Source organism: Ruegeria sp. N7 (assembly GCF_056531345.1).
Window position 1 is genome coordinate 45851 of record NZ_JBQFLR010000012.1, and the last position, 24758, is coordinate 70608.

The following is a 24758-nucleotide window of genomic DNA, read 5'->3' on the forward strand; positions in this document are numbered from 1 at the left end:
ATTTCAGAACCACATAGTTGTGGGGTTCAGCGCCTAAGACGTCATCAGAAAGACAACGACGGCATAGCCGATGATGGCGGCATATCCCAACGGGTAAATCCATTTGATCGCGTAATTGTCGAGCTTTCTGGCCGTCTTTTCCCGACCGGAAACTTTCAATTTACGCAACATCACGCTGAAGACGATAATCGTTCCTGTCATCAGGAACATGCATTGCAGAATGAAGTCCAGAAACGTCAGATAGCCAAGCTTGGGCAAGTCAGCGGAAATGGCCCAGTTGAAGGCCACAAAGACTAACAGGTTGCCGCCTGCGATCTCGATCCGTTTTCGGTATTCATCCAGAAAGAAAAGCGCCCATCCTACCGTGATCAGCACTAGCATCGGCAGGAATATGCGGATGGTGTAATATGTCAGGTGCCGGGTGCCTTCGAAGACAAGTTCGACCCGGTCGCTTTCGTTTCCTGACAAACCGGTCGTCGTTGACGTCAGAGCCCTGGCATTGCCAAGTATCCATTCCTCTTCGCCCAGCATATCACCCAGGCCGGAGTATTCATCAAGCGAGTGATAGTGAACGAATTGCGAAGGAAACACCGATACGACCTCGAAGTGAAATTCCTGCGTATCGAACGGGTATTTGCGAAAGTTGAAATGCGGAGCCTGCAAGGTCAGCGAGGATTTTTCGACAAAAGTCACATGACCATCATGACGCACGGCAACTGCGGATTCATGAATCCATCGATTGGACTGTTGGTTATGGATAACAAAAGCCGGGGTTACCACATCCAGCTCCGCGGCGTATTTCACGAAAGCGGGCGGTTCAAAAACCCGAAAATCACGACCAAGGCTTGCTGCATCAAACGCCAGTTCCGGGTCTGTCCATTCGAACCGCAGTACAACCACGGCACCATAGTTTTCGGATTGCTGATCGACGCCGGTAATCTGGTCGATCTTGATACCAACCCCGACCTGCAGTGGGTTGTCCGGGGTTCCCACCAGCGTATCCTGCTGCCCTTGGAACAAACCCTGCGCAAAAACAGCGCCTGGAAGGACAGACGCGAAAAGCAAAAGAACGAAACCTGCAAACAAGCTTTTCATGATCGTTAGAAACGCATTTCGCGATGGTGAGACTGGGCCTGAAAAGCAGGCCCAGTCAACTGATGTCATTCAGACCAGGAAATGGCGGTCAGGTCGATTGCCGCAGTTGGTGCGTTCTCCCACAGGCCCTGAACACCGGCCTTGGCGACGCCCAGCTTGGCCAGCTGGAACAGGTACCCGTTGACATAATCGTTCGAGATGAGGCGCTGCGCCTCACCCAGAAGACGGGTCCGTGCCTCGGGGTCGGTGGTGGTGTTCAGCGTCTCCATCAGCGTCTGAAAGTCGATGCTGTCATACTGGAAGTAATAGTCGGGCCGCGCGTAGATGCCGATATCCATCGGTTCGGTGTGGCTGACGATGGTCAGACCAAATTCCTTGCCCTTGAAAACCGATTCCAGCCACTGGGCCCATTCGACGTTGATGATCTCGGCCGTGATGCCGACCTCGGCCAGCTGTGCGGCGATGATTTCACCGCCCCGGCGCGCATAAGATGGCGGTGGCAAGTGCAGAGTTGTCTCGAACCCGTTTTCAAACCCGGCCTCTGCCAGCAAGGCCTTGGCCTTTTCGGGATCATACGCGGACTGGCCCGTCAGATCGACATAAGCGGGGTTGTGTGGCGCAAAATGCGTACCGATTGGGGTGCCGTATCCGAACATGGCGCCGTCGATGATGGCCTGTCGGTCAATCGCATGGGCCAACGCCTGCCGGACACGAATGTCATCGAATGGCGGCTGTTTGTTGTTGGTGGACAGGATCGTTTCACCCTCGGTCGATCCAACCAGAACCTGAAAGCGCGGGTCAGCCTCGAACTGAGGCAGGTTCTCCGGTGCCGGGAAGTTGTCGAACACGTCCACATCTTCGGCCATCATGGCCGCAAATGCGGCGGTCGGGTCCGAGATGAATTTGAACGTCGCAGTCTCTAACGCCGGTTGGTCGCCCCAATAATTGGGGTTGCGGTTCAGTGTTATGCTGTCGCCCTGAACCCAGTCGCCAAAGGTAAAAGCGCCGGTGCCAACCGGGTTTGTCTTGATGTTCTCGATGCTTTCAGGCGCGACGATCACCGCGTCACCCCAGGCAAGGTTGAACAGGAAATTGCCGTTCGGATCGGCCAGGGTGATCCTGACTGTCAGCGGATCCACGGCCTCGACGCTTTCGATCCCTGCAAACAGAGCTTTCTGCGCGTTGGCGCTGTCCTCGGCCGTGGCCCGGTCAAGGGTGAATTTAACATCCTCGGCATCCATGGTCGTGCCGTCATGGAAGGTCACGCCGTCGCGCAGTTTGAAGGTATAAGTTTTGCCGTCTTCGGAAATCTCCCAGCTTTCCGCAAGGCCGGGCACGACCGAGCCGTCGCCCATGAAACGGGTCAGACCTTCGAAGATGTTGGTGTAGACAACCGAATCGATGGCCTGAGCAGCGGCGCTGGTCGGATCCAGATGCGGGGGTTCCAGCTGCATGGCGATGGTGATGTCGGATTTGGCCAAAACCTGCGTCGCCAACAGGCTGGCGCCGATCGCCACGGTCGACGCGAATGTCCGAAGCACGTGTTTTGTCATGTGAACTCTCCCAACTGAAAATCTGCGCCCATGTTTTTCGGGCCGTTTTATCGGCAGTGTTCCTTTAAACCTGAGGTCAATCAAGGGAATGTTCGCGCAACCGGGGTTTCTTTGGCCCCAGCCGATCTGCTATGCCGCACTGCAACATAAGCCCTGCAGGAGCCAACCATGAGCGCCACCGCCCGCAAAAAGGCCCCGAACGCCGAAGATATTCGCGCCCGAAAAGGCGGCGTGCCTCTGGTCTCACTGACCGCATACACAACGCCTATGGCGCGCCTGATGGACACGCATTGTGACTTTGTTCTTGTGGGGGACAGCGTCGGGATGGTTTTGCACGGGCTGGAATCCACCCTTGGTGTCACGATGGAGATGATGATCCTGCACGGTCAGGCCGTCGCACGCGGGTTGAGCACGGCGATGATGGTCATCGACATGCCGTTTGGCAGCTATGAGGAAAGCCCGGCACAAGCGTTTCGCAACGCGGCGCGGCTGATGGCGGAAACCGGTGCAGGGGCAGTCAAGCTGGAAGGCGGTGTCGAGATGGCTGAAACCATCCGCTTTCTGGTCAAGCGCGGCATCCCGGTGATGGCGCATATCGGTCTGACCCCGCAATCGATCAACACGCTGGGCGGCTACAAGGTGCAGGGGCGCGACGAACAGGCCGAAACCGTCATGGCAGATGCCCGCGCCGTGGCCGAGGCCGGTGCGTTTTCCGTGGTGCTTGAGAAAGTGCCGCAAGGTCTGGCCGACAGGATCACCGAAGAGGTTGCCATCCCCACCATCGGAATCGGAGCGTCCGCCGGTTGCGACGGGCAGATTCTGGTCGTCGATGACATGGTCGGCTTTTTCACCACCTTCAAACCCAAATTCGTCAAACGCTATGCCGAGCTTGGCCCGTTGGCCGAAGCCGCCATCGCAGAATACGCGGCCGAAGTGCGTGCGCGGACATTTCCGGCGGGCGAACATGTGTTTGCTGATCAGGCTCCAGCGAAAGGACCAAAGACGTGACCGCGCCGATCCTGCGCTCGCTGGCGGAACTGCGGACCAAGACGACAGAATGGCACCGCGCAGGTGACGTTATCGGCGTTGTTCCGACCATGGGCGCATTGCACGAAGGGCATTTGTCGCTGGCGCAGGCCGCCAAGGAGAACTGTGACCGGGTGATCGTGACGATCTTTGTGAACCCCAAGCAGTTCAACAACCCCGAAGACCTGGCGAACTATCCCCGCACAGAACATGAAGACGCGCAAAAGCTGGCCCCTTATGGCGTGGATGCGATCTATGTGCCGGACCCTCAGGAAATCTATCCCGACGGCTTTTCCACCACGGTATCCGTGACCGGTTTGACCGACATGATGGAAGGCCCGTTTCGCCCCGGCCATTTCGAAGGCGTGGCCACTGTAGTGGCCAAACTGTTCCTGCAAACGCAGGCGGACCGAGCCTATTTCGGGGAAAAAGACTATCAGCAACTGCTGGTGGTGCGCCGCATGGCCCGCGATCTGGACATTCCCATCGAGGTTGTCGGCTGCCCAACCGTGCGCGAGCCTTCTGGGCTGGCAATGTCGTCGCGCAATCTGCTTTTGTCGCCTGAGGGTTTAAAGGTCGCGTCCCGCATGAACGAGATCATGCGGCGGGTGGCAGATAAGCTTGCCGCTGGCAAGGATTTCGCGGCGCTGGCGCAAGACGCAAAAGCCGCATTGCTGGACGCTGGTTTTACCGAAGTGGAATATATCGATCTGCGCTGCGCCGAGACGCTGGAAAGCCTGCCCAATGCCAGCAAACCCGCGCGCTTGTTCGTTACGGCCTGGGCCGATGGCGTCCGCCTGATCGACAATATTCCCGTCGATCCGGTCTGATTTCTGCTCTGGCCCCGGCGCCGTTGTTTGCGCTAAAGTCGCGCAAAATGACACCGGGGAGAGCGGACATGACCTTTATTCTGGCAATTGATCAGGGCACCACGTCCTCGCGCGCGATCCTGTTCGACGGGCAGATGAACCGTGTTGGCACCGCTCAGCAGGAGTTCCCCCAGCATTTCCCGCAAGAAGGTTGGGTTGAACACGACCCCGAGGATATCTGGTCCAGCGTCATGCATGTGTGTCGCGAGGTGATGGAAAGCGCCGGTGTTTCGGCTGACCAGATCACGGGTATTGGTATCACCAACCAGCGTGAAACCACCGTGGTCTGGGACAAGCAGACCGGCAAGGCCATCCATAACGCGATTGTCTGGCAGGACCGCCGCACCGCCGAAATCTGCGCCCGATACAAGCAAGCCGGGTGTGAAGATGACGTCACCGCCCAGACCGGCCTGCTGCTGGACCCTTATTTCTCGGGCACCAAGGTCAAATGGCTGCTGGACACCGTTTCAGGCGCACGCGCGCGGGCTGAGGCCGGAGAGTTGCTGTTCGGCACCATCGACAGTTTCCTGATCTGGCGTCTGACCGAAGGTCGTGTCCATGCCACTGACGCCACCAACGCCGCCCGCACCCTGCTGTTCGACATTCACAAAGGCGCCTGGAGCGCTGAGATTTGCGAATTGCTGGATGTACCCGTTCAAATGTTGCCGACCGTGCAGGATTGCGCCTCGGATTTCGGCGCAACCACCTTGCTTGGTGGGAATATCCCCATTCTGGGTGTGGCAGGCGATCAGCAGGCAGCCACCATCGGTCAGGCCTGTTTCCAGCCCGGTATGATGAAATCCACCTATGGCACGGGCTGTTTCGCGCTGCTGAACACGGGCGCGCAGCCGGTTGAATCGAAAAACCGCCTGCTGACAACAATCGCTTACCAATTGGACGGTCAGCGCACCTATGCGCTGGAAGGGTCGATCTTTATCGCCGGGGCCGCCGTGCAATGGCTGCGCGATGCGTTGCAGATCATCGATTCGGCCCCGCAAAGCGGCGATCTGGCGGCGCAGGCCGACCCGAACCAGCATGTGATTCTGGTGCCGGCGTTCACGGGCCTTGGGGCTCCTTACTGGAAGCCGGATTGCCGCGGTGCGATGTTCGGGCTGACACGCAATTCCGGCCGGGCCGAGATTGCCCGCGCCACGCTGGAAAGCATCGCCTTTCAGACCCGCGACCTGTGGCACGCCATGCAGGGCGACTGGGGGGCAGAGGCGGATGTCATCCTGCGCGTCGACGGCGGGATGAGTGCATCTGACTGGACCATGCAGGGTCTTTCAGATTGTCTGGGTGCCCCGGTGGATCGCCCGGTTATGCAGGAAACGACCGCCCTAGGCGCCGCATGGCTGGCAGGTATGAAAGCCGGGATTTACCCGGATCAGGCCGGTTTTGCCGAAACATGGGCGCTGGACCGCCGGTTCGAACCAACGCAAGAGCAAGCCGAACGCGACGCGGCCTATGATCGCTGGCAACGGGCGGTTCAGGCGGCGATGGCGTTCTAGCTGTGATCTTTCAACAAGCGCTGCTTTTGCCGTGACCAGTCGCGCTTGGCCTGGGTTTCGCGCTTGTCGTGGGTTTTTTTACCCTTGGCGATGCCGATTTTGATCTTGGCCAGTCCTCTGTGGTTGAAATACAGAACCAGCGGCACCAGCGTCATGCCCTTGCGCTGCGTCGCGTTCCACAGGTTCGACATCTGCTTGCGGGACACCAGCAGTTTGCGGCGGCGACGTTCTTCGTGCTTGAACATCTTGGCCTGCTCATACGGCGCGATATAGCTGTTGACCAGCCACAGTTCTCCGTCATCGACCGTGGCATAGCTTTCGGCGATGTTCGAGCCGCCCGCGCGCAGGGATTTGACCTCGGACCCCTGCAGGATGATGCCACATTCAATGTCCTCTTCGATTGCGTAATCGAAGCGGGCGCGCCGGTTTTCGGCGATTACCTTGTAATTCGGGTCTGTCTTCTGCTTGGCCATGACGCGTTGATTTAGGCGGCTTGAGCCGCCCTTGCAAGGCAGGGATTTTCGGAGTGCCTCAGGATTTAGCTGAAATGATCAGGTCCGGGCCGAAAATCGTGTCCGCATGGTTGTGCAGGTAGATCTTGAGCCACGGTGTAAACCGATCCGGGTGGCGGGCCACTTCGGCCAACAGGTCATGGTAGTCGATCCAGCGGATATCCATGACTTCGTCCGGATCAGGCGCGATTTTCAGCGGTCCGCGCACATGGGCCAGAAAAACGTCGACCACTTCGTTTTCCACCATGCCGTTCCCAACATCGGCGTGGTATTCCAAACGGTGACGGTATTCAGGATAAAGACCTGTGATCCCCAGTTCTTCGTTCAAACGGCGCACGGCGCAGGTTGACGAGCTTTCGTCCCAGTCGGGGTGTGTACAGCAAGTGTTCGCCCACAGGCCGGGCGTGTGGTACTTGCCCAGCGCCCGACGCTGCAACAAAATCTCGGTGCCCCTAACGACAAACACCGACACGGCCTTGTGCTTGAGGCCCTTTTCGTGAGCTTCAAGTTTGTCTACCGGAGTCAATTCACCATTGACCCAAGCCGGGATCATAATGCCCATCTGTCCTCTCCTGTTGCCAATCCGCCTGACGGGCGCTGATGTTGGGTTTAGCTGTTGCCGGGTCGGCTTGGCGTTGCGGCACACTCTGCGGTTTGCCGTCAGATACCAAAGTGGCGCTGTTCTACACTGGTATCAATCGCACCAAAGGCCGCAGGGGCTGCGGCCTTTGGTCCTTGTGCATGGGTGCACAATGCTAGCGTTTATTCGCCTGATACACTGACGATATAGGCGTAGACGTCTTCACCGCCGCTTTTCAGTTTGAAGGTCATTTTCGACTTGGCAGCGGTGTCGTCCAGATACGATTTCAGGAAGCCCTTAGGGTCCTGCGTGTATTCCGCAAAGGAGGCCTCATCCCAGACCAAACCCTTCTCACCGGCTGCGACGATGCTGTCGCCATATTTGAAGTCTTCGTAGGTTCCGGCAGTGCGGCCGGCGACACCAAAGAGGTTGGGACCGGTTTTTCCGCCTTTGACAATGACTTCTCCGGCCGGGTCAGCGATCATGTGGCAGGACTTGCATTTGTTGAAAGCTTTCTCACCGGCTTCGGCATCGCCTTCGGCATGGGCGGGCAGCGCCAGCAGGCCAGCGATTGCGATAGTGAGGATACGATTCATAGCTTGTGCTCCGATACAAATTGGCTGCACCGAATGGACCCCCGGCGCATAAAAGTGTCAACGCGCGGATTGCCGCGCGCATCTACAGTGCCACTGCGACACATGGTGTGTCCTTAACTTAAGTCATGTACAGCGGTCCAGCAGGGCAACAGGTCTCCTTCCGCCGGGGTCGCCAGATAAACCGCCCGCGCGATGGCGCGGGACAGGCACAGCGAAGCCGCGTGCCCGATCAGAGCAAGATCGGCTTCGGATGCGATGGGGCGGGCGCCGGTACTGATGCCAAAAACCAGATCACCGTCGCCGGGTGTGTGTGCGGGAAGGATCGCCCGGGCAATTCCGTCGTGGGCGGCAACGGCCAATCTTTGGCATTGTGGTTTGGTCAATGCGGCATCCGTGGCAACGATGGCGATGGTCGTGTTTGTCTGTTCGGGTTGCGCTGGACTCATGGCCATCGCTTTGCGGCTGGGGCGGATCCGGCTTTGATCCGGCGACATATCGGGGCCCAGCCCGCCAAATTCTGCACCTTGTTCAAAGGGTGCCGCCCAAAAGTGCCGGTCACCCGGTGTTGTGACACTGCCCAGCGGGTTCGTCGCAACGAGGGCCCCGACCGTGACCCCATCAGGCAGAATGGACGAAGCAGAGCCAAGCCCGCCCTTCTGCATTGCGGCCAACGCCCCGGTGCCCGCCCCGACGGACCCCAAATCAAAATCTTTTGAAGCGGCCAGATAAGCGGCTCGCCCCAGCGCACGATAGGGGTTTTCCGCCCAATCCTTTGCACCGCCATTGAGCAGATCAAACAGGATCGCGCCGGGAATGATCGGAACCTTCGCGGACCCGACGGGAAATCCGCGCCCTTCGGCCCGCATCGCATCTGAAACACCCGAGCAGGCGTCCAGTCCAAATGCCGATCCGCCGGACAGAACCAGCGCGTCCACCCCTGTGACGGTTTTATCAGGCGCAAGCAGATCGGTTTCGCGCGTACCCGGTGCCCCGCCCATCACATGGACCGACGCTACAAACGGTTTATCTGCCGTGAGAACCGTGGTCCCGGACTTCAGAGCGTCGTCCTGTGCGTTTCCAACCTTCAGGCCGGGGACATCGGTAATCAGGTTTCTTGGTCCAGGGATCATCTTGAACTCGGGATTGGTGCGGGGAAGCGCGCGGGCGCGCGCTGCCTCCGGCGGGGATATTTTTGGCCAGATGAAGAGCGGATCAGATACATCGGCCGCCATCAACCTCGAGCGCGGTGCCGGTGATCATGCTGGCCTCGTCCGAACACAGGAAACAGGCGGCGTTGGCCATGTCTTCGGGTGTTGAAAACCGTCCCAATGGGATGGTCGCCAGGAACTTGGCGCGAATCTCGGGCGTGTCTTCGCCCATGAAAGATTTCAACAGCGGTGTTTCACCCGCGACTGGACAGATCGCGTTCACGCGAATGCCGGTTGGGGCCAGTTCGACCGCCATAGTTTTGGTTGCCGTGATCATCCACCCTTTGGACGCGTTGTACCAGTTCAGATTCGGGCGCGGTGACAGGCCCGCTGTCGAGGCCACGTTCAGAATTGCGCCCGCGCCGCGCACCTTCATATGGGGAACAAATGCCCGGGCGGTCAGATAGACGGACTTCATGTTCACGTTGAAGACCCGGTCGAAATCATCCTCGGTGACGTTTTCCAGAGGGGTTGGCAAGTGGGTGACACCTGCATTGTTTACCAGAATATCGAGCGCCCCAAAGGCGGCAAGTGCCGTGTCCGCCATCACTTGAACCGAAGCCCCGTCGCCGACGTCGACCTGATGCGCCAATGCCCCGGCCCCAAGTTGCGCCGCCATCTCAGCGGCTGCGTCACCGTTGATATCCGCAATCATGACGCGTGCGCCTTCGGCTTGGAATTTCTGCACGATCCCCGCACCGAACCCGGATGCGCCGCCGGTGACGATTGCGGTTTTTCCCTCCAGCCTCATGACGTTACCCTTTTGCAGCCTTTGCGGGCCAGACTATCAACGCCCCGGCAAGATGCCAGATCAATCTTCAGACACCTTGCCCCGCAGCGCCTTGACGTCGCCACGCGCCTTTTTCGCGGCAAGCCGACGCTTGACCGAGCCATAGGTCGGTTTCGTTGCGATCCGCCGTTTAGGTTTGACCAGCGCGCGGGAGATCAGTTCTGCCAGCCTTGCGCGCGCGATTTCACGGTTGCGGGCCTGCGAGCGTGTTTCCTCACATTGAATGATGATTGCGCCGTCTTTGGTCCAGCGTCGCCCGGCCAGTCGCTTTAACCGGGCCTTGACCGGATCGGGCAAGGACGGCGAGCGTGCAGCTTCGAAGCGCAGCTCGACTGCGGTCGACACCTTGTTGACATTCTGCCCTCCGGGACCGGACGACCGTACAAAGCTTTCGGTCATTTCCCAGTCTTGCAGCGCGATATCATCGGTGATGTGCAGCATGGCAGTGTCAGCTTGGTGACTTGGGCGAATGAAAAAGAAGAGTCGCGATCCCGACCCGTGCCGTCGGATACCCGCAACATGCGGGCGGGCGTAAGCCATTGCGGCACAGCATTTCAGCAAGTCTCCTCATCCTCGGTGCCTAACGCAGTGCATATGTGCGATCAAGCCTGCTTTGGCAGGTCGCGCAATTCAGAATCCTGGCGGTGGCCGGGACGTTTGTTCGCGTCAGCTGCGTTCTTTACCGAAGACGTCATGTTGTTGGCGCCCGGCGAGCCCCTGCTGCGCGGGCGCGAAGCGTTCATCGAAGCCTATAAGGAAAGAATGAAGAAAAACATCGGCGGAACACATACAAATGAGTTGATCGATTTCGGTGTCGATAGTGATACCGCCTATCAGGTCGGATCCTTTGCATTTGCTGACTCTGATCCGCCGGAAAAAGGGAAGTTTGTGAACGTCCTGAAACGCCAGAAGGATGGCACCTGGAAAGTCAGCATTTCCATCTTCAACAGTGACCTTCCGTAGCGGCCCTGAGTTGAGAGCGAGCAGACATGGAACCGAGGTGTCAGGCGATTGACTGGCCTTGAGCACCGCGGGCGATATCACGCAACACCTTCAGCTCCAGCTCGTCTTCCTCATGCACCCGTGCCAGGATTTCTTTGCTGCTCACGACGGCAATTGCTTTTCCATTCTGAGTTACGACAAGATTTCGGATTTTGTGCTTGGCCATCAGATTAAGACCATTGGACAGCTTCGAACCCAGCGCGCAGGTGACAGGTTTTTCCGTCATCCAGTCACCCACTGTCTGCTTGTAGAAAGCCGAGCCGGAATCCGCCAGGCACAGCAACACGTCATGATCCGTGATAATCCCGACCAGCTTCCCATCGCTGAGAACCGCCAACGCATTCACATCCAGCAAAGCAATGGTGACGGCCGCATCGAACACCGTTGTGTCAGTGTCGCAAAATGGCGGCTTTTTCAGGTTCTGCGTTTTGACAATGCTTGAGATCGTCATGTCTTCCTCGTGGTTGAGCGCCCGACCCCTGTGTTGATCAGGGCGCATGAAAAACACTAATTCAGGAGCGGCATCATCGCCGTTGCAAGGCTCAGGACCAGGAAAAACCCTGCCATGTCAGTGATCGTCGTCAGCAAAGGGCCACTGGCGACCGCCGGGTCCTGACCGATGCGCTTTAACAACAACGGCAGAACGCCACCGATCGACACCGCGATGATCGTGTTCAGGCCCAGTGCGCCGCCAATCACCAAACCCAGAAACGGGTTTCCTTTCCACATCCAGGCAACGAGTCCGATCAGCAGGCCAAGGACACAGCCGTTGATGATGCCGACCGAAACCTCTTTTATCCAGACCCGCACAGCATCAATGGGCCGGACCAGACCAAGCGACAGCTCGCGCATGCTGACCGCAACGGCCTGATTTCCGGAACAACCGCTCATATCAGAGACCATCGGCAGGAACACAGCCAGAGCGATCACGGCAGAAAGGGTCTGTTCATAGGCGGAAATCACACTGGCCGCGATCACGTTGAGCACGATGTTAGCCGACAACCATTGAAGCCGTCGCCGCGCCCTGAGCGGCAAAGGCATCGATCGCAGTTCGTCGCCAAAGACACCCTGACGTTTCAGGCTTGCCGATTCCGCGCGCTTCAGCAGCGCCTCATCCACGGCAGAGCGGGAAACGACACCCACAAGATTCCCGTCCGTTTCGACAACCGGCAACCCAAGAAAAGGGTGCTCATCGAAAAGGTCCTCCAGTTCTTCCAGCGGCATTGTGGCCGGAACCGTGATGGGGGGCACCATGATATCGGTGAGTTTGATGCTTCGCCGTGTGGACAGCAGGCTGCGTAAGGACAGCACCCCGACAGGCACGCCATCGGAATTCAAAACGTAGGGGTGCTGGCCACGGTAACGTTCCAGATCGTATTCTTCATGAGCGAAACGCCGCAGAACCTTTCCGACTGTATCACCATCGGAAAAGGTAAAGGCTTCGGCCACCATCAGACCACCGGCGACATCGTCGTCATATTCAACCAGCCGCCGGACATCCGCCGCATCTTCCGGGTCCATCCGGGCAAGGATCGCTTCTGCATCGGCGTCTTCCAGTTCACCGATCACATCCGCCTGAATGTCGGAATCCAGCTCAAGGATGATCTCGGCGGCCTGATCGGATACCAAGCGTTCGACAAGATCGACCGCCAGCGCGTTTGGCGCTTCTTCGACCAGTTCGGCCGCACGTTCCGGTGGCAGCAACGAGAGCGCGGCGCTTCGCTGGTCAACGGGCAGGTTGAGCAATTCCCGCAGTGCATCGCTTAACGAAAGCGGATCAAGCAGGTCTGCCAGCGCCGCCCCGTCGCGATTTTCCAACGCCAGCTGAAGCTGCGTCCCTGTTTCCTTTGGTAAGGAGTCCGTATCGCTCATCCGCCGACCTGTGGGGGTATAGATTCTTAACTTACGCCGATATAGCAGAAATTATTTGCCTATAGACAAAAAAATTTTTGATTTGTAAGAAAGTGCATGCAGGAAAATGACTGGATATCCGCCGCAGCCGAACGTCTGGCCGTCTTGTACGATCAGGAGTTTGGCGGCAAGGCCAGCGGACGGTATCGCATTCCGGACAAGCTGGTGCGTCGGATCGCCGGGCGCAGGCGTTTGTATGAAGCAGATATCCGTGCCCTGTCGATCGCACTTTTTGAACTTGGGTATGTGTTAATCGATATGGATAGTTTTTACGTTGTGATGAGCGCGAATTCGTTTGTGAATTACCGGCGCGCCAATGATGACTGCGTGGCTTAGTCGCCATGGCTAAACAAACAGGATACCCCGAAGTCATAGGATGGCGCGAGCGGATCAGCCTGCCCGAGTTCGGGATCGAGCATATTCCAGCAAAGATAGACACAGGCGCCAGAACCGCGGCCCTGCATGCCGTGGACCAGACCGTGTTCGAGGTTGATGGCGAACGATGGGTCGAGTTCATGATCCCGGTCCATAATCGCCGTTCATCGGGTCGGGTGCGCACGCGGGTTGTAGACGAGCGGGAAATCAAGAACACTGGTGGCATTCCGGAACGCCGGTTGATTGTCAGAACGCAACTTCTGCTTGGACGGCATCGCTGGCTGATCGACGTTTCGCTGGCCAATCGCGCGAGGATGGAGTTTGATCTGATCCTTGGCCGTACCGCCATTCGACGGCGCGGGATCCTTGTCGATCCCGGCCACTCATATCTTCTGGATGCACGAAAAGACCCGAAAAAGATGAAGAGCAAGACAAGATCCAAGGACGCAGAAGGACGACATCAATGAAGCTTGTCATGCTTGCCCGAAATCCAAACCTGTATTCCCACCAGCGTCTGAAAGAGGCTGCTGAACAACGCGGGCACCAGTTGGATATCGTGAACACGCTACGCTGTTACATGAATATCGCGTCGCGCCGACCCGAGGTTTATTACGACGGCAAAAAGCTTGGGCGCTATGACGCGGTGATCCCACGGATCGGCGCTTCGGTCACATTCTATGGGCTGGCCGTGTTGCGGCAGTTCGAAATCATGGGTGTATTTCCGCTCAACGAGTCGGTTGCAATTGGCAGATCCCGTGACAAGTTGCGGTCCATGCAGCTGATGGCACGTGACGGGATCGGATTGCCGGTCACCACCTTCGCGCATGACCCGAAACAGACCGACGAAGTTCTCAAACTGGCGGGGGACGCTCCGCTGGTGGTCAAGCTGCTGGAGGGCACGCAGGGCATCGGAGTGGTGCTTGCGGATTCAAACCGGTCGGCAAAATCCGTGGTCGAGGCGTTTCGCGGCGCCAAGGTCAACATCATGGTACAGGAGTTCATCAAGGAAGCAGGCGGCACGGATATTCGTGCGCTTGTGGTCGGTGGAAAGGTGATCGCGGCGATGCAACGAAAAGGGGCAGAGGGCGAGTTCAGATCAAACCTGCATCGGGGTGGCAGCGCCAAGCCTATCAAAATCTCACCCGAGGAACGCTCGACAGCCGTGCGTGCGGCCAAGGCCATGGGTCTTAATGTGTGCGGTGTCGATATGCTGCGCGCCAATCACGGCGCCGTGGTGATGGAAGTAAACTCTTCGCCCGGGCTTGAAGGTGTTGAAAAGGCCACCGGCATTGATGTCGCGGGCAAAATCATCGAGTTTCTCGAAAAGAATGCAGCCAAAGGCAACACAAAGACACGAGGCCGTGGGTAAAGGTGATGCGCGGTCCCTTTGAAATCGGAGGTTTTCGCGTACCGCCCGGCACACGAACCACTCTGGATTTGCCGGTTAGCGTACTGTCGGATCACACGCCGGTAAGCATGTCAGTACACGTGGTTCACGGTCGCCGCCCCGGACCGGTCCTGTTCGTCAGTGCCGCCGTTCACGGCGATGAAGTGATCGGCGTGGAAATCGCGCGGCGACTGCTTCGGGCGCCACAACTTGACAAGCTTGCGGGTACCTTGCTGGTTATCCCGATCGTGAATGCCTTTGGTTTCATGACACATTCCCGATACCTTCCCGACCGGCGCGACCTGAACCGTTCCTTCCCCGGCAGCGAGGGGGGGTCGCTGGCCGGTCGGCTGGCGCATCTTTTCATGACCGAGATCGTCGAGCGGTCGGACCTGGGGATCGATCTTCATTCTGCCGCGATTCATCGCACCAATCTGCCGCAGATCCGCGTCTCTCCGGCTTCGGATGTCACCCTTAGATACGCGGATGCCTTCGGTGCGCCCGTGGTGATGATTTCAAAGCTGCGCGACGGGTCACTGCGCAAGGCCGCGCAAGAGCGTGGTGTGGATATCCTGCTGTTCGAGGGCGGTGAGGGTCTGCGTTTCGACGAACTGTCTGCGCGGGCGGGGGTTGCAGGCATCCTTCGGGTGATGAACGCAAAGGGCATGGTTGCCAAGCGTGGCATCGCCGCTGTGCGCGAAAAGCCTGTCCATGTCCGGTCAAGCTCATGGATGCGCGCGCCCGCCGGTGGCCTGTTGCGGACTTTCAAAGCGACCGGAGAATACGTGGCCGCCGGTGACCTGCTTGGACGCATTTCCGACCCGTTCGGAGAACTCAGGACCGATATCATCTGCGAAACCACGGGTATCATCGTGGGGCGCACTAATCTGCCTGTCGTTCATGAAGGTGACGCGTTGTTTCATATTGCGGAAACGACCGGCTCGGATGTCGAAATGCGGGTCGATACAATTGCCAGCCAGCTTGACGGCGATCCGATGTTCGATGAGGACGAGATCATTTAGACGCCGGAGCCAAAAGAAACGCGGGGCAGTTGCCTGCCCCGCGCCAGCCTACAGGATCGCACGCAATCTGTTGCTCGCCAGCGCCTCCCAAGCGGCGAGCGCGATCAGCGCAGATCCCGTGAGCCAAGCATTTGCCACTGCCACACCATGACCGGTAAAATGCAGCACCTCGGGCGCGGCGATCAGCAATGCCCCGACCGCCAATACCGGAGCCACCCGTGCGAGAAGGTGGCCCCGGCCGCTAGCGCCTGACATGACCAACACACCAATACCGATCGTCATGAAGGCGAGCGACTCACGGTCTGACGAACCGTGAGCTAGGGTTTTCTGGCTGAACAGTACAAATGGGGACAGCACTAACCAGATACCCATTCCGGCAAGCATCCACCTGTAGGGTGGAGAGGGGTTTCTCATGTTCTTGGCAACCCTGGCTTATTCGTCACCTTTGGGATCAGGAAGCAACTTTGCCTCGACCGCAGCGACCATTTCTTCGTCATTGACGAAACCGTCGGCATCCGTGTCAATTTCGGCAAAGCTCTCACTGGTAATATCGGGATACTTTGTCTGTAGCTCGGTCAGCGAAGCCAGACCATCACCGTCCGTGTCCAGTCCTACCGGCAAGGCAGCGGCCGGAAGGGCAAGGAATGACGCGAGCAGAGCAACAACAGAAACTCGACTCATTTTGTTCTCCATCAGGGAATGGGCGGTTTACCCATTGAGGGGTTGGTGCAGCGCTTGGGTGTCGGAGGCTTATCTACGGCAGACAGATTACACCTGTTCCGCAGATCGGGTTGTCCACTATACGATGAAAACTGTTGATTGGCGGTCCGATCCGGTGGGGGCACTTTCGCGCTACGCAGCATATATCGCACATCCGCATAGCGTTGAATAACGAATTTATATCACCCATAATATCGAATATTCAAATAGGTGAACGATGGACATTGAGCTCGCCCGAACTTTCCTTGCGGTCGTTGAAACCGGTACTTTTCTTGACGCAGCGGACAAGGTCCATGTTACGCAATCGACTGTCAGCATGCGGATTCGAACGCTCGAACAACAGCTTGGACAGCCCGTTTTTGAACGCAGCAAGTCTGGTGCGACCCTGACCATTGCCGGGCGGCATTTCCTCAAACATGCGCAGGTTCTGGTGCGAACGTGGACCCAGGCTAAGCTGGATGCCGGTCTGCCTGCTTCGATGGCAGCCGCCTTGGAAATCGGCGCAACACCAAGTCTTTGGGACGGCTATCTAATCAACGCCCTGCCCGAGTTGATGGCGGCACTCCCTGACGTCGCCATCCGGGCGACAGCGGCCTCGTCGGAAACACTCACGCGCGAAATCGAGGAAGGCAGCCTGGATCTTGCCATCATGTACCGGCCGCGAAACGCACCGGGCTTGTCCGCGCTCCAGCTTTTCGAGGACGAGTTTGTTCTTGTCAGCAGCGGCCCGGAAGCCCTGCCCGCTGATCTGGGCAACGCTTATGTCCTGATAGACTGGGGCCCGGAGTTTCGCGCCGATCATATGTTGAACTTTCCGGAACTTGATGCACCGCGCCTTCAGCTGGGCATTGGCACCCACGGCCTGCAATATCTTCGGTCGGTTCCCTCGGCCGGATATTTCCCACGGCGTGTTGTCGAACCGGAGCTTTGCAACGGGTGGCTCAAGTTGATCGAAATGGCACCCAGATTCGCTTATGCCGCCTATGTCGTGTTCGATGAAAGCGAGGAAGAAGGATATCCGGGTCAGGCCGCGCGGCAGCTTTGCCAGACATCAAGTGCACGCGGCCAGACACCGAAGCTTTGACGACACGTATTCACGCCGTTGCCGCGACCAAGCTTTATGCTGCGTCGAACGCAGCCAGCCTCCGCGCACGGTAAGTTTTGAACACCCCCAGAAAGTGAAGGGATCAAAAAGGGCCGCCCCAGCGGGACGGCCCTTCGAAAGTTCAGGAGGTCGGGTCGGTTAGATCAATCGACCAGCCGGAGCGAGCGCTCCGCCAAGGGCTGCCCTAACGGGCGATCCCCCCGGTTGTTCCGACACCTCTCTCCAATCTCTTTCTTGACACTGGATCACCTCCTTTTCTATCTGTTGCGGTTGAAAAGAAGCGTGCCACAAGTTGTGCCATTCTCAAAGCGTTTTTTTACACAGGCTGCACAGTCAGCCGCGCAACGATCACCTTGAACGGGATCAGGGCGATCAGCGCCAGTGAAAGCTTCACCAACCAGTCCGCAAAAGCCAGCGTCACCCAAAGTGGTGCCATCGGGCCGGACAGCATGAACGGAACAGGTTCCCACGCCCAGTTGATTGCGGCGTCAGCATTGGCGCCGAAGAAGGTGACCGAAGCCGAAAAGGCGAGGGTGAAGAAGATCGTGGTATCCAGTGCCGACCCCACCAGCGTCGACACCAGCGGTGCACGCCACCAGCGACCACCGCGCAGGGAATTGAACACGGTGACATCCGTCAGTTGCGCGATCAGGAAGGCGGTTCCCGATGCAACGGCGATGCGCAGCGGTACAGCAGCATAGGTGAACCCGTCACCCTGCAACATGATCTGGCTGCCGATCAGCGAACAGATAACACCGGTGACAAATCCAGCAAACACGACCTTACGGGCCGGACCCACGCCATAGACGCGGTTCATGATGTCGGTAACCAGAAAGGCCAGCGGATAGGTGAAAGCACCCCATGTCAGCAGCCCGTCAAGGATCAGGAACTGGACCAGAATGTTCGAGGCCACAACAATGGTGGCCATGGCAATAATGCCGGGAATGAAGTTACGTTGCATGTTTTGATGCCCGTTTTGACAAGGTAGCGGCGACTTGGCCAAGGGACCGTCCCAAGGCAAGCCGTGCCTTTAGACCTTTGCCTGCGCCCTGTCAATCGGGCAGCAGGTACTCCACAAGTTCGGTCCGCTGCAACGCCAGAAAGTTGTCATCTGAAATCATCGTGGCGCGCAACCGGCCCTGCCCGTCGCGCCAGACCGACAATCCTTCGAGGTTGTCATGCGCGCCCGTTCCGGTTTCGAACAGGGTTTCCTCGGTGCCTGGTTTCTCGTCTACCACGTCCCATCGCCGCAGTCGCGATCGAAAACCGACCAAGGATACCTTGCGTTCCAAAACGTAGAACCGTCCATCGGGACCGAAATCCGCGGCAACGGGTTTAAAGCCGCTGCGCTGTGGCAGAACAAACGGGGTCGACCATGTGCCGCCATTCCAACGGTAAACCGGAATGTCCCCTTTAGCGGTGCGGTTCTTTTCCGGCAAAGTGTAAAGCCAGCCGCGCCCATCAATGGCCAGAGCTTCGAAAGAACCATTGTCGGCAAGGTCCCGAAACGCATTCGGGCGAGGTAACACACGCGCGCTTGAGCCCGGTGTAGGGTAATAGGCGACACGATGCACCCCTTCGAACGAGATGAATATCCCGCCATCCGGCGTCACCGCGATGCCTTCGGAATCGCCGACGCCGCCTTTCATGATATGCCCATTGCTGGACAGCACCGGCCATTGACCAAGAACGTGAATATCCGCGATCTGGCCTTCGCGCCGCTCAATTCGCGCGGTCACGATCCGCGCCCGGTCGCTAAGCGCAATCATTTGGCCTCCGTCGTCCGAGATATGAAGCGCTGAAAATCCGCCAAACCAACTTGCTGGATGCCGCCAAACGAAACTGTCCAGGTGGACCGCAGATTTCACATCCAGCGCGGCGGCCACCGGGGCAAGAAACAGCGCTACACTCAGTTGGATTGCAAAACGGCGGAGCATTGTTGCGGCAAGTCTGCCAGAACGTATTCCCGGCGTTTCTTCGGCGGCGGTGCATTGGGATCGGGTGGCGGCGGGTTCAAGATGTTTTGCACCCATTGCCGGGCCTCGGCGCAGCCATCGCCTTTGGGGGGTGGGTCTTGATTCACGCAACCCTTTGACCCTCTGGGGCAGTTCAGGCGCACGTGGAAATGATAGTGATGCCCCCACCAGGGCCTGATTTTCCGCAGATAGGCTCGATTGCCTTTTTCGTCATCGCACATCTGAACCTTGGCCCCAGGAAACACGAAAATCCGGGCGACGCGTTTGTCTTTTGCCGCTTCGCGCAACAGCGCATGATGCTGCTTAGTCCAGTTTCCGTTGACGTAAGCGCCATTGGAACGACGAAGCGAGATAGACGAGATGTTTTCGCGCGACTTGCGGCTCAGGCGCATGTTTTCGCCCGGCAACATCCAGATATCGATGTCCAGCCCCAGCTGATGGCTGCGATGGCCCGAGGTCATCGGCCCGCCGCGTGGCTGGCTGATATCCCCTATATAGAGACCGTTCCATCCCGGTTGACTGGCTGCAAATCTGCTGAGGTCCTGCACGTAATCGATCGTCTGCGGATGCCCCCAGTTGCGATTGCGCGACAGGCGCATAGCTTGCCATGTAGGCCCCGTTTCAGGCAGTTGAACTGCCCCCGCAGCACATCCGCGCGAATAACTGCCGAAAGCGGCCGGTTTTTGCTGTGAACCTTGTTTCTGCGCCCCGAACAACTGCTTTGCCAGCGGTTCTGCCGTCGCAGTGCCAGCAATAGCAAGCGCCGCCAAAATTACCAAAAAACGTTTTAAAATCATCTGCTCTGATCCCCTTCCGGTCTCACCCAGCGCATCAGGAATAGACCCAGAATAAACAACAGAACGATGGGTGACACCCCCAGACGAGCACTTCCTGTCACCGTGGTGGCGATCCCGATCAGAAGTGGCGCAGCAAAGGCGGTGGCACGACCCGACAGACCATAAAGGCCAAAGCTTTCGACGGGGGTTGCCGGGTCCGTATGCCGGACCATCATCGACCGGCTACAGGATTGCAGGATGCCGCCCATGCCTCCGATCAGGATACCGCAACCAAAGAAAACCATATCCGGCAAGCCCGACCCTTCGGACATGGCGATACCGAATATCTGGGACCGGTCCATTGAAACGATGGTGATGCAGACAAGGATCAACACCCAGATCGCAACGATAATCACGGGCTTGGGACCATATTTCTTGTCCAGCTTGCCGCCCACCCAGGAAAATGCCGCTGCAGCCAGAACGCTGACGATGCCGAAAACACCGATCTTGATCAGGTCCCATTCCAACACTAGCCGGGCATAGACGCCGCCAAAACTGTAAAGCCCATTCAGCGCATCCCGATAGAACATGGATGAGCCCAGGTAACTGGCCAAACTGGTGCGATGGCGCAGGTTAGACACTGATTTTGCCAACAGCCGCAGCGCCTCGGCAACGCTGCCCTTTTTGTTTGTCGTTTCGTCGTCATGGACCCAAAGGAAGTAGGGCACCATGAACAGAATGAACCATCCGGCGGTAAACGGCCCAACAAAGCGCGTACCCTGCTGTTGCGACGCATCCAGCCCAAACAAGGGGTCCATCCCGATCAGCGTTTTGCCGTTGGCCTGCTCCACAAACAGCGCAAGCATGATCGCCAGCGAGATCAGGCCGCCGAAATAGCCAAAAGCAAAGCCCGAGCCGGAGATTTCGCCCACTTCGCTGTCGTCACCCAGATCGGGCAGTTGGGAATTGATGAAGATCAGGGCGTATTCCGCGCCGATGAAACCCAGACCGAAGGCAGACAGCATCAACCACATGTTCGAGCCATCGGGCATCGTGTACCAAAGCGCGCCGGAACCTACTGCGTACATCACGGAAAAGGCGAATATCCAGGGGATGCGCCGACCAGACACATCGGCCATCGCCCCCATCAGCGGTGCACCGAAGGCAATAATCAAACCAACTATGGTCATGCAGTTGGCCCAGACCACCTGCGCCTGTGCATCCGCAGACCCCGCGTCCAGGCCGGATGCCAGATAATATTCCGCAGCGACGCCCGCGAAGTAAGGGCCGAACACGAACGTGACCAAAAGAGTGTGATAGGGCTGACTGGCCCAATCGAAGAACCACCAGCCCCAGATACGCCTGCGCTTGGATATTTCTGCCATTTCTGCCCCTGTTTTCTTGTTGCGGTCATAAGACGGGGCTTTGGGGCAATTCGCAAGCGCAGAGTTCAGCCTACTTGCTCTTTGCTGAAAGGGTGCTTAGGTCTCGTCCAACAAGAAAACGGAGATCCCATGCTGTCGCTGATCCAAATCCTGCTGCTGATCCTGGACATTGTCTGGTTCATCATTCTGGCCCATGTGATCATGAGCTGGCTGATCAACTTTCAGGTGCTCAACCTCCACCAACAACTGGTTGCACAAATCTGGTACGGATTAAATCGGATATTAGAGCCTATTTACGGGCCGATCCGCCGCGTTCTACCCAATATGGGTGGGTTGGATTTGACCCCGCTGGTGGTGCTGATCGGCGTCTATGCCTTGCGGATCATCCTTATCAACAACGCGCCCTATTTCTACTGACCACTTGTTCACTGAATCTTAGTATGTGATTGTCCTGTCTTAAGAGCAGATAAACCTTAAAACAGGGCACCCCCGCATATGTTCGACGCCGCACCCTTGCTGCGAGATGTCTTTGGATTCGACGCCTTCCGCCCCGGGCAGGAAGAGATTGTCGACGCCGTGACGGCAGGTGAAAACGTGCTGGCGATCATGCCCACAGGTGGCGGGAAGTCTCTTTGCTTTCAACTCCCTGCACTGCTCCGCGATGGCGTGACGGTCGTTATATCTCCGCTCATTGCCCTGATGCGTGATCAGGTGCGGGGGCTGCAAGAGGCCGGGGTCGAGGCCGGTGCGCTGACATCCGGCAACACGCCCGAGGAAACCGAGGCCGTCTGGGACGCGCTGGAAGACGGGCGGCTAAAGCTGCTTTACATGGCACCCGAACGTCTGGCTGCCGGGTCGGCGCTTGGGATGCTCCGTCGGATCAACGTCAGCCTGATCGCCGTGGACGAAGCCCATTGTGTCAGTCAATGGGGGCATGACTTTCGCCCTGATTACCTGCGGATCGGAGAGTTGCGGCGCGCCCTGAAGGTTCCGCTGGCCGCGTTTACCGCCACGGCGGACGCCGAAACGCAGGATGAGATTGTCGAAAAACTGTTCGATGGCATTGAGCCACGCAAATTTCTGCGCGGATTTGACCGGCCTAACATTCATCTGGCTTTCGCCGCAAAGGACGGACCGCGCAAGCAGATCCTTGATTTCGCAGATGCGCGCAAAGGCCAGTCCGGTATCGTTTACTGCGGCACCAGAAATAAAACCGAGGTGATTGCTCAGGCCCTGCGCGCCGAGGGGCACTCGGCTTGCCACTATCACGGCGGGATGGACCCCGAAGATCGCCGCATTGTCGAAACCCGTTTCGCGCGCGAGGACGGGTTGATCGTGGTCGCAACCGTGGCTTTTGGCATGGGCATCGACAAACCCGATATCCGTTGGGTCGCCCATGCGGACCTGCCCAAATCGATCGAAGCCTATTATCAGGAAATCGGGCGCGCCGGACGCGATGGCGGCCCGGCCGAAACGCTGACCCTGTTTGGCCCCGATGACATTCGCCTGCGGCGATCACAGATTGACGAGGGTCTAGCGCCGCCCGAGCGGCGCATGGCCGATCATGCGCGCCTGAATGCCTTGCTGGGTCTGGCCGAGGCCTTGGAATGCCGCCGCCAGACATTGTTGGGTTACTTTGGCGAGGCCACAGCACGCTGCGGCAAATGCGATCTGTGCGACAGCCCGCCCGAAGTTTTCGACGGCACAACTCCGGTGCGTATGGCCCTGTCTGCGATCCTTCGGACCGAGGAATGGTTCGGGACAGGCCATTTGATCGACATCCTTCTGGGAAACGAGACCGACAAAATCCGCGCCCGCCGCCATGAGGATTTGTCCACATTTGGCATCGGCAAAGATTGGACGCGCCCGCAATGGCAGGCCGTTTTCCGCCAGATGATGGGCCACGATCTGGTGCGCCCAGACCCTGAACGTCACGGCGCATTGCGCATGACCGAGGCGGCCAAACCAATTTTGAAAGGCGAGGCAAAGATAAACCTGCGCAAGGATACGCTGCGCAATGCGGTACGTCGGCCTGCGGTCAAGGCTATGGTATCCGAAGAAGACGCTCCGCTGCTGTCTGCGCTCAAGGCCAAACGCCGTGCCCTGTCCGAAGCTGCACGTGTTCCGGCCTATGTCATCTTTCCCGACCGCACGCTTATCGAGATGGCGGAAAAGCGCCCTGTAACGCTGGACGAAATGGCCCGGATCGGCGGTGTTGGGGCCAAAAAGCTGGAACGCTATGGCGACACGTTCCTTGAAGTGATCGCAGGGGCGGTAAAAAGCGTTCATCCGGCGCGCCGAAAACTGGCTGGCCGCAATCAGGGTGAGATTTACGACCGCTTGATGGAAGTTCAGTCCTTGCTGTCGCGCGGACCGGACGGGATCGACAAGCCCCTGACCTGCTCGGCCTCACAATTGGCAAAGGTTGCACAACTGCGCCCCGATGATCCCCGTGGAATTGCACAGGTGCTGGGTGATCGACGTCACGAAAGGTTTGGCGCCGCTTTTCTGGACGTACTGCGAGAGGCGGGCTAGATACCCCAAAACAGGCAAGAAAGAGGGCGGATATGCTGATCGTGATTTCCCCGGCCAAACGGCTGGACTGGGCCGAGCGGAGTGTAGGGGTTACGCAGCCCGATTTTCAGGATGATGCAATCCGGCTGTCCAAAACCGCCCGCAACCTGACGCTGGGTGATCTGAAAAAGCTGATGGACCTGAGCGACGATCTGGCACGCCTGAACCGCGACCGGTATCGCGCTTTTTCGGATGCACCCGACGCCAAGGCCACACGCCCGGCTGCGCTTGCTTTTGCTGGCGACACATATCAAGGACTTGAAGCTGCATCGCTGGACGAAGACGAGCTGTCATGGGCGCAAGACCACTTGCGCATCCTTTCCGGCCTTTATGGTGTGTTGCGACCACTCGATGCGATACAGCCCTACCGGCTTGAGATGGGCAGCAAACTGAAAACCCGAAGAGGGAAGAACCTTTACGAATACTGGCGCGATCAGCTGAGTAAGGCACTGAATGCACAAGGTGCCGAGATTAACAGCAACATTCTGGTGAATTGTGCCAGTCAGGAGTATTTTGGTGCGGTGGATTTGAATGCCCTGAACCTGCGCGTCATCACACCGGTCTTCATGGAAGATAAGGGCGGCACCCCAAAGATTGTGAGCTTTTTTGCCAAAAAGGCGCGCGGTGCCATGGCGCGGTATGTCATCCAACACCGCTTGACCGACCCTAAGGGACTGCTGGATTTCGACAGTGGCGGCTATGAATACCGCCCTGATCTGTCGGAAGCGGATAAGCCCGTTTTCGTCAGACCTTATGCGGCCTGAAACCCAGATCACTTGAACTTGCAT

28 protein-coding genes are annotated in these 24758 nt (G+C 58.1%); 12 read left to right on the plus strand and 16 right to left on the minus strand.

Annotation, left to right across the window (positions count from 1 at the left end):
- Positions 1-33: 33 nt before the first annotated feature.
- Positions 34-993 carry a ligand-gated ion channel gene (locus tag ACR0ES_RS13840; RefSeq protein WP_480871040.1) on the minus strand — a complete coding sequence of 320 codons (960 nt, stop codon included), beginning with the start codon at positions 991-993 and terminating at the stop codon, positions 34-36.
- A gap of 167 nt (positions 994-1160) precedes the next feature.
- Positions 1161-2648: an ABC transporter substrate-binding protein gene (locus ACR0ES_RS13845; protein ID WP_480871042.1), complete on the minus strand. Its 1488-nt coding sequence runs from the start codon at positions 2646-2648 to the stop codon at positions 1161-1163.
- A 168-nt stretch (positions 2649-2816) separates the two neighbouring features.
- Here ACR0ES_RS13845 and panB point away from each other — a divergent pair, with 168 nt between their 5' ends.
- The 3 genes from panB (at position 2817) to glpK (ending at position 6051) form a co-directional block, all read left to right on the plus strand.
- Positions 2817-3656, plus strand: coding sequence for a 3-methyl-2-oxobutanoate hydroxymethyltransferase (panB, locus tag ACR0ES_RS13850; RefSeq protein WP_480871044.1), 840 nt, complete (start codon positions 2817-2819; stop codon positions 3654-3656).
- Complete coding sequence (panC, locus tag ACR0ES_RS13855; RefSeq protein ID WP_480871046.1) at positions 3653-4504, plus strand: pantoate--beta-alanine ligase; 852 nt, start codon at positions 3653-3655, stop codon at positions 4502-4504. The genes panB and panC overlap by 4 nt, the downstream gene beginning before the upstream one ends.
- Before the next feature lie 68 nt (positions 4505-4572).
- The gene (glpK, locus tag ACR0ES_RS13860) at positions 4573-6051 is read left to right on the plus strand and encodes a glycerol kinase GlpK (RefSeq protein ID WP_480487857.1); all 1479 of its coding nucleotides are present in this window, start codon (positions 4573-4575) and stop codon (positions 6049-6051) included.
- Here glpK and smpB read toward each other — a convergent pair.
- From smpB to arfB, 6 genes are all read right to left on the minus strand, one after another.
- Positions 6048-6524: an SsrA-binding protein SmpB gene (gene smpB, locus ACR0ES_RS13865; RefSeq protein ID WP_209505165.1), complete on the minus strand. Its 477-nt coding sequence runs from the start codon at positions 6522-6524 to the stop codon at positions 6048-6050. The two genes, glpK and smpB, sit on opposite strands and share 4 nt — an antisense overlap.
- 58 nt (positions 6525-6582) lie before the next feature.
- A complete protein-coding gene (idi, locus tag ACR0ES_RS13870; RefSeq protein ID WP_209505166.1) occupies positions 6583-7125 on the minus strand; it encodes an isopentenyl-diphosphate Delta-isomerase in 543 nt (180 codons plus the stop codon).
- Positions 7126-7325: 200 nt separating this feature from the next.
- Entirely contained in the window at positions 7326-7739 is a 414-nt protein-coding gene (locus tag ACR0ES_RS13875) for a c-type cytochrome (protein WP_480482716.1), read from the minus strand.
- Between the two features lie 113 nt (positions 7740-7852).
- The gene (locus ACR0ES_RS13880) at positions 7853-8869 is read right to left on the minus strand and encodes a P1 family peptidase (protein WP_480482714.1); all 1017 of its coding nucleotides are present in this window, start codon (positions 8867-8869) and stop codon (positions 7853-7855) included.
- Positions 8870-8951: 82 nt separating this feature from the next.
- On the minus strand, positions 8952-9698 hold the full coding sequence (locus ACR0ES_RS13885) for an SDR family oxidoreductase (RefSeq protein WP_480772980.1): 747 nt from the start codon (positions 9696-9698) through the stop codon (positions 8952-8954).
- 60 nt (positions 9699-9758) lie between these two features.
- Positions 9759-10178, minus strand: coding sequence for an alternative ribosome rescue aminoacyl-tRNA hydrolase ArfB (gene arfB / locus ACR0ES_RS13890; RefSeq protein WP_209505170.1), 420 nt, complete (start codon positions 10176-10178; stop codon positions 9759-9761).
- Positions 10179-10331: 153 nt separating this feature from the next.
- Here arfB and ACR0ES_RS13895 point away from each other — a divergent pair, with 153 nt between their 5' ends.
- Entirely contained in the window at positions 10332-10700 is a 369-nt protein-coding gene (locus tag ACR0ES_RS13895) for a YybH family protein (protein WP_480871048.1), read from the plus strand.
- A 40-nt stretch (positions 10701-10740) separates the two neighbouring features.
- Here ACR0ES_RS13895 and ACR0ES_RS13900 read toward each other — a convergent pair whose 3' ends face one another.
- Positions 10741-11190, minus strand: a complete 450-nt coding sequence (locus tag ACR0ES_RS13900) for a CBS domain-containing protein (RefSeq protein WP_480772982.1) — start codon at positions 11188-11190, stop codon at positions 10741-10743.
- A gap of 56 nt (positions 11191-11246) precedes the next feature.
- Positions 11247-12611, minus strand: coding sequence for a magnesium transporter (gene mgtE, locus ACR0ES_RS13905; protein ID WP_480871050.1), 1365 nt, complete (start codon positions 12609-12611; stop codon positions 11247-11249).
- 96 nt (positions 12612-12707) lie between these two features.
- Between mgtE and ACR0ES_RS13910 the strand changes: the two genes are divergently transcribed.
- From ACR0ES_RS13910 to ACR0ES_RS13925, 4 genes are read left to right on the plus strand one after another with little or no spacing between them, the layout of a single operon-like run.
- Positions 12708-12986: a hypothetical protein gene (locus ACR0ES_RS13910; RefSeq protein ID WP_480482704.1), complete on the plus strand. Its 279-nt coding sequence runs from the start codon at positions 12708-12710 to the stop codon at positions 12984-12986.
- Between the two features lie 5 nt (positions 12987-12991).
- A complete protein-coding gene (locus tag ACR0ES_RS13915) occupies positions 12992-13492 on the plus strand; it encodes an ATP-dependent zinc protease family protein (protein ID WP_480487871.1) in 501 nt (166 codons plus the stop codon).
- Complete coding sequence (gene rimK, locus ACR0ES_RS13920; RefSeq protein WP_480487873.1) at positions 13489-14394, plus strand: 30S ribosomal protein S6--L-glutamate ligase; 906 nt, start codon at positions 13489-13491, stop codon at positions 14392-14394. Before ACR0ES_RS13915 ends, rimK begins: the two co-directional genes overlap by 4 nt.
- A 5-nt stretch (positions 14395-14399) precedes the next feature.
- On the plus strand, positions 14400-15434 hold the full coding sequence (locus ACR0ES_RS13925) for a succinylglutamate desuccinylase/aspartoacylase family protein (protein WP_480487875.1): 1035 nt from the start codon (positions 14400-14402) through the stop codon (positions 15432-15434).
- Between the two features lie 48 nt (positions 15435-15482).
- Here ACR0ES_RS13925 and ACR0ES_RS13930 read toward each other — a convergent pair whose 3' ends face one another.
- The gene (locus tag ACR0ES_RS13930; RefSeq protein WP_480546905.1) at positions 15483-15848 is read right to left on the minus strand and encodes an SPW repeat protein; all 366 of its coding nucleotides are present in this window, start codon (positions 15846-15848) and stop codon (positions 15483-15485) included.
- An 18-nt stretch (positions 15849-15866) separates the two neighbouring features.
- The gene (locus tag ACR0ES_RS13935) at positions 15867-16115 is read right to left on the minus strand and encodes an EF-hand domain-containing protein (protein ID WP_480487879.1); all 249 of its coding nucleotides are present in this window, start codon (positions 16113-16115) and stop codon (positions 15867-15869) included.
- A gap of 256 nt (positions 16116-16371) precedes the next feature.
- Between ACR0ES_RS13935 and ACR0ES_RS13940 the strand changes: the two genes are divergently transcribed.
- Entirely contained in the window at positions 16372-17238 is an 867-nt protein-coding gene (locus tag ACR0ES_RS13940; protein ID WP_480871052.1) for a LysR family transcriptional regulator, read from the plus strand.
- A 337-nt stretch (positions 17239-17575) separates the two neighbouring features.
- Here ACR0ES_RS13940 and ACR0ES_RS13945 read toward each other — a convergent pair whose 3' ends face one another.
- The 4 genes from ACR0ES_RS13945 to ACR0ES_RS13960 all read right to left on the minus strand — a co-directional run bounded on the left by ACR0ES_RS13945 (position 17576) and on the right by ACR0ES_RS13960 (position 21396).
- A complete protein-coding gene (locus ACR0ES_RS13945) occupies positions 17576-18220 on the minus strand; it encodes a queuosine precursor transporter (protein ID WP_480871054.1) in 645 nt (214 codons plus the stop codon).
- 91 nt (positions 18221-18311) lie between these two features.
- Positions 18312-19196: an esterase-like activity of phytase family protein gene (locus ACR0ES_RS13950; RefSeq protein ID WP_480538468.1), complete on the minus strand. Its 885-nt coding sequence runs from the start codon at positions 19194-19196 to the stop codon at positions 18312-18314.
- A complete protein-coding gene (gene mepA / locus ACR0ES_RS13955) occupies positions 19169-20032 on the minus strand; it encodes a penicillin-insensitive murein endopeptidase (protein WP_480871056.1) in 864 nt (287 codons plus the stop codon). Before mepA ends, ACR0ES_RS13950 begins: the two co-directional genes overlap by 28 nt.
- A complete protein-coding gene (locus ACR0ES_RS13960) occupies positions 20029-21396 on the minus strand; it encodes an MFS transporter (protein ID WP_209598483.1) in 1368 nt (455 codons plus the stop codon). The genes mepA and ACR0ES_RS13960 overlap by 4 nt, the downstream gene beginning before the upstream one ends.
- Before the next feature lie 129 nt (positions 21397-21525).
- On the opposite strand from ACR0ES_RS13960, the gene ACR0ES_RS13965 reads away from it, so the two are divergent.
- From ACR0ES_RS13965 to yaaA, 3 genes are all read left to right on the plus strand, one after another.
- Complete coding sequence (locus tag ACR0ES_RS13965) at positions 21526-21813, plus strand: YggT family protein (RefSeq protein ID WP_170382138.1); 288 nt, start codon at positions 21526-21528, stop codon at positions 21811-21813.
- Between the two features lie 78 nt (positions 21814-21891).
- Positions 21892-23931 carry a DNA helicase RecQ gene (gene recQ / locus ACR0ES_RS13970; protein WP_480772991.1) on the plus strand — a complete coding sequence of 680 codons (2040 nt, stop codon included), beginning with the start codon at positions 21892-21894 and terminating at the stop codon, positions 23929-23931.
- Between the two features lie 32 nt (positions 23932-23963).
- Positions 23964-24734, plus strand: coding sequence for a peroxide stress protein YaaA (gene yaaA / locus ACR0ES_RS13975; protein WP_480546900.1), 771 nt, complete (start codon positions 23964-23966; stop codon positions 24732-24734).
- Positions 24735-24758: the final 24 nt, after the last annotated feature.